Source organism: Dendronalium phyllosphericum CENA369 (assembly GCF_016056275.1).
GTDB lineage: Bacteria > Cyanobacteriota > Cyanobacteriia > Cyanobacteriales > Nostocaceae > Dendronalium > Dendronalium phyllosphericum.
On record NZ_JAECZA010000276.1, the window covers coordinates 64,085 to 70,429 of the forward strand.

At 43.3% G+C, this 6,345-nt stretch carries 7 protein-coding genes and 1 pseudogene; 4 read left to right on the top strand and 4 right to left on the bottom strand.

The window, feature by feature from the left end; genetic code table 11:
- The 3 genes and pseudogenes from I8752_RS30640 to purU all read left to right on the top strand — a co-directional run.
- Positions 1-320, top strand: a pseudogene (locus tag I8752_RS30640) (ABC transporter); the annotation flags it as partial.
- 388 nt (positions 321-708) lie between these two features.
- Entirely contained in the window at positions 709-1,332 is a 624-nt protein-coding gene (locus I8752_RS30645) for a DUF4340 domain-containing protein (RefSeq protein ID WP_214435949.1), read from the top strand.
- A gap of 181 nt (positions 1,333-1,513) precedes the next feature.
- Positions 1,514-2,368 (top strand): formyltetrahydrofolate deformylase, encoded by an 855-nt coding sequence (gene purU, locus I8752_RS30650; RefSeq protein ID WP_214435950.1) that lies wholly within the window; start codon positions 1,514-1,516, stop codon positions 2,366-2,368.
- 208 nt (positions 2,369-2,576) lie between these two features.
- Here the strand turns inward: purU and I8752_RS30655 are convergent, their stop codons facing one another.
- Complete coding sequence (locus tag I8752_RS30655; RefSeq protein ID WP_214435951.1) at positions 2,577-3,593, bottom strand: ABC transporter permease; 1,017 nt, start codon at positions 3,591-3,593, stop codon at positions 2,577-2,579.
- 62 nt (positions 3,594-3,655) lie between these two features.
- On the bottom strand, positions 3,656-3,940 hold the full coding sequence (locus I8752_RS30660; protein WP_214435952.1) for a DUF2470 domain-containing protein: 285 nt from the start codon (positions 3,938-3,940) through the stop codon (positions 3,656-3,658).
- A 336-nt stretch (positions 3,941-4,276) separates the two neighbouring features.
- Between I8752_RS30660 and I8752_RS30665 the strand changes: the two genes are divergently transcribed.
- Positions 4,277-5,032 (top strand): metallophosphoesterase family protein, encoded by a 756-nt coding sequence (locus I8752_RS30665; RefSeq protein WP_214435953.1) that lies wholly within the window; start codon positions 4,277-4,279, stop codon positions 5,030-5,032.
- A gap of 57 nt (positions 5,033-5,089) precedes the next feature.
- Here I8752_RS30665 and I8752_RS30670 read toward each other — a convergent pair whose 3' ends face one another.
- Both I8752_RS30670 and I8752_RS30675 read right to left on the bottom strand, forming a co-directional pair.
- Complete coding sequence (locus tag I8752_RS30670; RefSeq protein ID WP_214435954.1) at positions 5,090-5,944, bottom strand: M48 family metallopeptidase; 855 nt, start codon at positions 5,942-5,944, stop codon at positions 5,090-5,092.
- Positions 5,945-6,110: 166 nt separating this feature from the next.
- A partial coding sequence (locus I8752_RS30675) for a hypothetical protein (protein WP_214435955.1) occupies positions 6,111-6,345 on the bottom strand: 235 nt, incomplete at its 5' end.

The window sequence follows — 6,345 nt, forward strand, 5'->3', positions numbered from 1 at the left end:
GTGCTGCGACGACTGCTTCGCCAACCCCAGACAAATCGACACAAACACCTACCGAATCTCGGTTAGTAGTATTGGGAAATTCAGATTTCGCCACTAACGGCTTATTTCAACAGCAACTCAATGGAGATGTATTTCTCAACTCAGTCACTTGGCTAAGTAAACAGGATCGACAAACCTTGTCAATTAGCCCTAAAGAACCGAAAAACCGTCGGATAACCTTGTCAAATACACAAGCCAGTGTTTTAACATTGTCGTCTCTGTTAGCTTTACCCCTTATCGGGTTAGCAGCAGCAGCTCTTATCTGGTGGCGGAGACGTTAAGAAAGAACTGGGGGCAGGGGAGATGAGGGAGACAACAATAATAATTACTCCTGCCTCCTGACTTGAAAAAGGGTGTGGGGTGTAGGGTGTGGGGTGTAGGGGAAGAAACCTTTTTCATACATAGCGGTGAAACTTGTTTCATCGGGACTGCCTTCTGCTTTCTGACTCTTGTAGAGACGCGATTAATGAGCCAGCGCGTTGCGGTGAATCAGTGCTGCGGGAGGGTTTCCCTCCGCAGGCAACTGTGAACCCGAAGGGGGGTTCCCACGCCACTTGCTTCAAGTCGGCAAAGCCGCCCAACGCAGTGGCTCCCCGTTGTAGCGACTGGCATCGCGTCTCTACGACAACTGACAACTGACAACTGACAACTGACAACTGACAACTAACAATGAAATTGCCACGAACGACTTTAATTTTGATATTCCTCGCTTTGGGTTTGGGTGGTTTTGTTTACTTTTATGAAATTAAAGGTGCAACTCAGCGAGAAGAAATTAAGGAGAAACAGCAACAAATTTTCTCTTTTACAGCAGATGATGTGCAATCTTTAACAGTCAAGACGAAAAAATTGACTTTAACTCTAGAACGTAACGCTCAATCCGATCGCCCTAAATGGTTGCTAAAATCTCCGGTATCAGAACCAGCAAATGATGCTATTGTTTCTTATTTAATGGATTTGTTGGTTGGGGGAAAGAGCGATCGCACTTTCCCTATCTCCGCTAACCAGCTTGGGGAATACGGTTTAGACCAACCCCAAGCCACTATTAATATCAATCTCAAAAATCAGAAGACTCATCAGTTGATTTTGGGTAAGCCTAATTTTAATCGCAGTTTTGTGTATGCTCAGGCAGATTCTAGCGCGCAACCAAATGGCAATATCAATGTACTGTTGGTATCTACAGATTTTGAAAATGCAGTAAATCGGGATTTATCAGAATGGAAACAACCTGTAGAGAATCAGGGAATACCTTTACCAACTACTCTACCTGTACCAACTCCAACTATTAGCAAATAATATCATATTCGATTGCACACCAATTGTTAAGGCTGACAAAGGAAGATTTTAATCACAAGTGATAAGTAGAAGTCAGAAGGCAGAAGGCAGAAGGCAGAAGGTAAATGCCAGCTTATGACAGCGTTTCATCGGTTGGCATTTTACATTTAATTATGTCCACCTACTTAATTTTTCAAGATGTATGACTAATCCAACCGCAACCTTGTTAATTTCCTGCCCCGATCAAAGGGGATTAGTGGCAAAAATTGCCAATTTCATCTATGCCAATGGTGGCAATATTATCCACTCCGATCAGCATACAGATTTTGCTGCTGGACTATTTCTCATGCGTATTGAATGGCAGTTAGATGGATTTAATTTACCCAGAGATTTGATCGGCACGGCTTTTAATGCGATCGCTCAACCTTTGGGTGCTAAATGGGAACTGCACTTTTCTGATACTATCCCCCGCATTGCTATTTGGATAAGCAAGCAAGATCATTGTCTATTGGACTTGATTTGGCGACAACGCGCGGGGGAAATTGCCGCTGAAATTCCTTTAATTATCAGCAATCATCATAATTTAAAAGAAATAGCCGAGCAATTTAATATCGAATACCATCACATTGCCATTAATAAAAACAATAAAGCAGAACAAGAAACCAAACAACTAGAAATACTCCAACAGTATCAAATCGATTTGGTCGTTTTAGCTAAATATATGCAAATCCTTAGTGCTGATTTTATTCATCAATTTCCCCAAATTATTAATATTCATCACTCTTTTTTACCCGCTTTTGTAGGTGCAAATCCTTATCATCGAGCATTTGAACGCGGTGTCAAAATTATTGGTGCAACGGCTCATTATGCTACTGCCGATTTAGATGCAGGGCCAATTATTGAACAAGATGTAGTGCGAGTTAGTCACCGGGATGAAGTTGATGATTTAATTAGAAAAGGTAAAGATTTAGAGCGAGTTGTATTAGCTAGAGCAGTGCGTTTACACTTGCAAAATCGCGTTCTAGTGTATGGTAATCGTACAGTCGTGTTTGAGTAATATCGTTTAGTATTTTCAAAAATAGGGTGTAGTGGGTAGGGTGTGGGGTGTAGGGAAGACAGTATTAGAGGGGGCTTGAAACCCCCACCAATACAATCGTCTTGAAAAAACGGGGCTTGTACCAGGAGGTTGTTGGGGCTATTTCTTCCCCTACACCCGACACCCCACACCCAACACCCCGCCCCAACGGGGCTTGGTCAATTGGCAATCACTTTCTTTCAAATGCCAAAGCTATGGCAATAAATAGCACAGTCAAACCTTGAATGGCGTAAACTACAGTTATCGGCACACCTGCACTCCGTTGCATGACATTAGCACCACTGCGAAGTGCTGCGAAAAATAGGGAAGTCAATACCACACCAAAAACACTACCACGACTTAAGAAAGCGATCGCAATGGCATCAAATCCGTAACCTGGTGAAACTTGTTCAAATAAGCGATACTTCAACCCCATCACCTCAGATGCACCCGCTAACCCAGCCAAACCACCTGCTAACGCCATCACTAGCATGATGGTACGTTCTACAGAAATCCCGGCATAACGGGCGGCAATGGAGTTAAATCCCACAGCGGAGATTTGGTATCCTAGAGGCGATCGCACTAACAATACCCACAATATTCCCGCCGCTATTAACGCCAGCAAAATTCCGGCATGGGCGAGACTTTGCGGTAAGATAATCGGCAACTGTGCAGATTTAGCAATTAATGGCGAATAAGGACTAGGCGCTGCTGGTGCTTTCAAGGGGTTTTGCACGAGGTAGCTGACTAAATTTATCGCAATATAATTCAGCAGCAAGGTAGTAATAACTTCATTTACTCCCCGCACTGCTTTGAGATAACCAGGAATCCAACCCCAAATTGCACCAAAGAAAAAGCCTGCTAATAACGCCAATGGTACGTGAATCAAAGCTGGTAATCCTTGCAGATATAACCCAATTAAAGTACTTCCCAAAGCACCAAGGTAAATTTGTCCTTCGCCACCGATGTTAAATTGACCTGCACGCAAGGCTACCAAAACTCCTAAACTGGTGAATAATAACGGTGTCATTTTGGTAAGCGTGTTACCAAATCCGAAGTAGGTGGAGAGAGATTCTTGAAATAAAGCGGTGTAGGCTGCGATCGGATTTGCCCCAGCTAGTAAGATGAGGATTGCACCAACGAGTAACGCAGAGGCGATCGCAATTAAGGGCGATAAGATTGGTAACAGGAGTTTAGTGTGATTCATTGCGATATTTAGGCGATGATTACCAATCCTCAACCTCATTTGATTTCTGATTCAGGCGATTTCTACATCGCCTGAACTCTTGCTTGCTTCACCATTGCAATGAGAGTTTGATGAGCATCTTCGGCATCTGCTAAAACACGATCGAACTGAATCCGAACTGGTATACTTTCTCCATTCACTTGTGCTGTTAAATCCATACCTTGAGAATCTATCGACAGCATTTGAGCTGCTGTTGCATTTGTGATACCGCCAAAAGCTTTGGCATAAAGAACTATGGCATCTTTATGATCTTCATTCATATGATTACAGATGCGCGAGCTAATTTCGGCAGAGAAATTTTCGGACATTGTTAACTTACCAGTAGAATATAGCAACTGCGTAAATTCTAAGCTAACGTAGAAAAAATTTACCGATTTAATCAGCTAAAGCGCATTTAATTGTATAAACAATCGTAATAGTTATTGACTGATGAACGCCTAAGTTGTTAACCTGCAAGAAGTTGAAACGCTTTTTTGCAGAGTAGGAAGTAGCGTGGAAACCTCTTTCTGCGGACTGCCTCTTGATGACTGATGGCAGTCAACTTGAGTAAAAATTTGTCAAGTATTTTCTATGTTGGTTCGCGGAAACTAAACAGCTTAAACTGTAGCAGAAGTATTCAGGCAAATTATTCATGCCAAGAGCCTATGAGCGAATCTAGCCAACGTCGAATTGTGATTGGGGATGTGCACGGTCATTATGAAGGTTTGATGACATTGCTGGAGGCGATCGCTCCGGCAGCAGAGGATCGAGTTTACTTCTTAGGAGACTTAATCGATCGCGGCCCGCATAGTTCCCATGTAGTTAATTTCGTCAAAGAAAATAACTATGGATGTGTGCTGGGAAATCACGAGCAGATGCTATTGCACATTCTTACCAGCGACAGCATCCCAACACCAGCAATGCAAGCATGGCTGCATAGCGGCGGACAAGCAACTATAGCCAGTTACCAAGAAGCCACCATTCCCCACGAACATTTAGATTGGTTCAAAGCTTTACCTACATATCTCGATTTGGGAGATATTTGGTTAACTCATGCTGGTATCGATCCTGATATACCTCTAGCAGAACAAACCGCCGAGCAATTTTGCTGGATCAGAGATGAATTTCACAGCATTCAGCAACCATATTTTACTGATAAGCTAATTATTACCGGTCATACCATCACCTTTACTCTACCTGGTGTTACTCCTGGTAAACTCGCACAAGGACAGGGCTGGCTAGATATAGATACTGGTGCTTACCATCCCCGCAGCGGTTGGTTGACTGGATTAGACATTACAAATAAGCTAATTTATCAAGTCAATGTTTTCCAAAACTGCCTCCGTACTCTGCCTTTAACAGAAGGAGTAATCAATATTGAACCATCCCAAATCACTAATCGCCGTAAAAAGCGAGCATAGTTGGAGATGGGATGGTATTTGATTATTGATTTTTGACTTGGCACGGTCGGATTAAGACTACCGTAATGCTTGGATATTAGCTTTATAAGAACTGTTATCCAACCCATATCGCCCATTGCTCGGTTGGGCATTAATGGAACGTTGCAAAGCCACAATGCGATCGCTTGTGCCAGGGTGAGTACTTAAAAATGTCGGAGTAGAACTCTTTCCCAGCAGCTTTTTCATAAACGAAACCATTGCAGCTTGGGAATAACCAGTGCGTGTCAAAGTTCTCAAGCCTCTTTGATCTGCCTCATATTCATTTTGACGACTGCGGGGCAAGTCTCGTGCTATCTGTACGCCTATGTTCACTGCGGTATTGCGATCTAAGCCAGCTGCTGTTAATAGACCGCTTTCGAGCGCTTTTTGCTGCATCTGTTTGACTACGTGTTTCCCACCGATATGACCGATTTCATGGGCGAGAACACTGGCTAGTTCCGCTTCATTGTCTGCGGTTTTGAGCAAACCCGTATTTACATAAACGTAGCCGCCCAGAGTCGCAAAAGCGTTAATACTGTTATCCTCAACTACCTGAAAAGTATAAGGAATGTTGGGGCGATCGCTATTAGGTACTAAACGCTGACCAACTTGCTTCACATAGTTATTAATCTCAGAATTGCGGTTCAGTCGAACGTCACTACCCACCAATTGCTGATTAATCCGCTTGCCAAGATCGACTTCCTGATTAGGGGAGATATTAGAAAGCTGAAATACTTGGACTCCCTGTATCAGAAAAGGTATTAAATCTAGTGCTCTCCCCGGCATGGGTGTAGTCAAGCACAGACTGAGGGCGACTACCAGCGAAATTAACGGATAAAACCAGCGCCGTCGCCATACACGGTAAGTTGCAAGAAAGCCATTCCGATCTATCATATTCAGGTTTGAGAATAATTTCGCAAGAACATTAAGATCGTGTGACGAATTTAGGTCTTTTTAAGTTGCATTTTCTAGACAAAATCGCCGCCGCCAGCGAGGTATATTTCTTAAGATTTAGTCGTCAAATATACTCCTACTCTCCTCGAATTGAAACAGCGCTGAGTTAACAAGAAGATGGGGAGATAGAAAGCAGAAGAGATAGGGGAATAAAAGTAATTTCTGTATAATCGTCATTTTCCCCTCTGACTTGAAAAAGGGTGTGGGGTGTAGGGTGTGGGGTGTAGGGGAGGCAGTGCGTTGCGGAGGACAGTTGCGTGGGCGGGTTCCCCGACTTGAGCAAACTGTCCGTTGAGGTTCCCTCCGTTGTAGCAACTGCCGTGAAGAAACCTTTTTCATAC

Excerpts from the sequence above, each read along its gene's own strand:
- I8752_RS30660 (WP_214435952.1), bottom strand. The coding sequence starts at position 3,940 with ATGTCCGAAAATTTCTCTGCCGAAATTAGCTCGCGCATCTGTAATCAT.
- I8752_RS30670 (WP_214435954.1), bottom strand. The coding sequence starts at position 5,944 with ATGATAGATCGGAATGGCTTTCTTGCAACTTACCGTGTATGGCGACGG.
- I8752_RS30665 (WP_214435953.1), top strand. The coding sequence starts at position 4,277 with ATGAGCGAATCTAGCCAACGTCGAATTGTGATTGGGGATGTGCACGGT.
- purU (WP_214435950.1), top strand. The coding sequence starts at position 1,514 with ATGACTAATCCAACCGCAACCTTGTTAATTTCCTGCCCCGATCAAAGG.
- I8752_RS30655 (WP_214435951.1), bottom strand. The coding sequence starts at position 3,593 with ATGAATCACACTAAACTCCTGTTACCAATCTTATCGCCCTTAATTGCG.
- I8752_RS30645 (WP_214435949.1), top strand. The coding sequence starts at position 709 with ATGAAATTGCCACGAACGACTTTAATTTTGATATTCCTCGCTTTGGGT.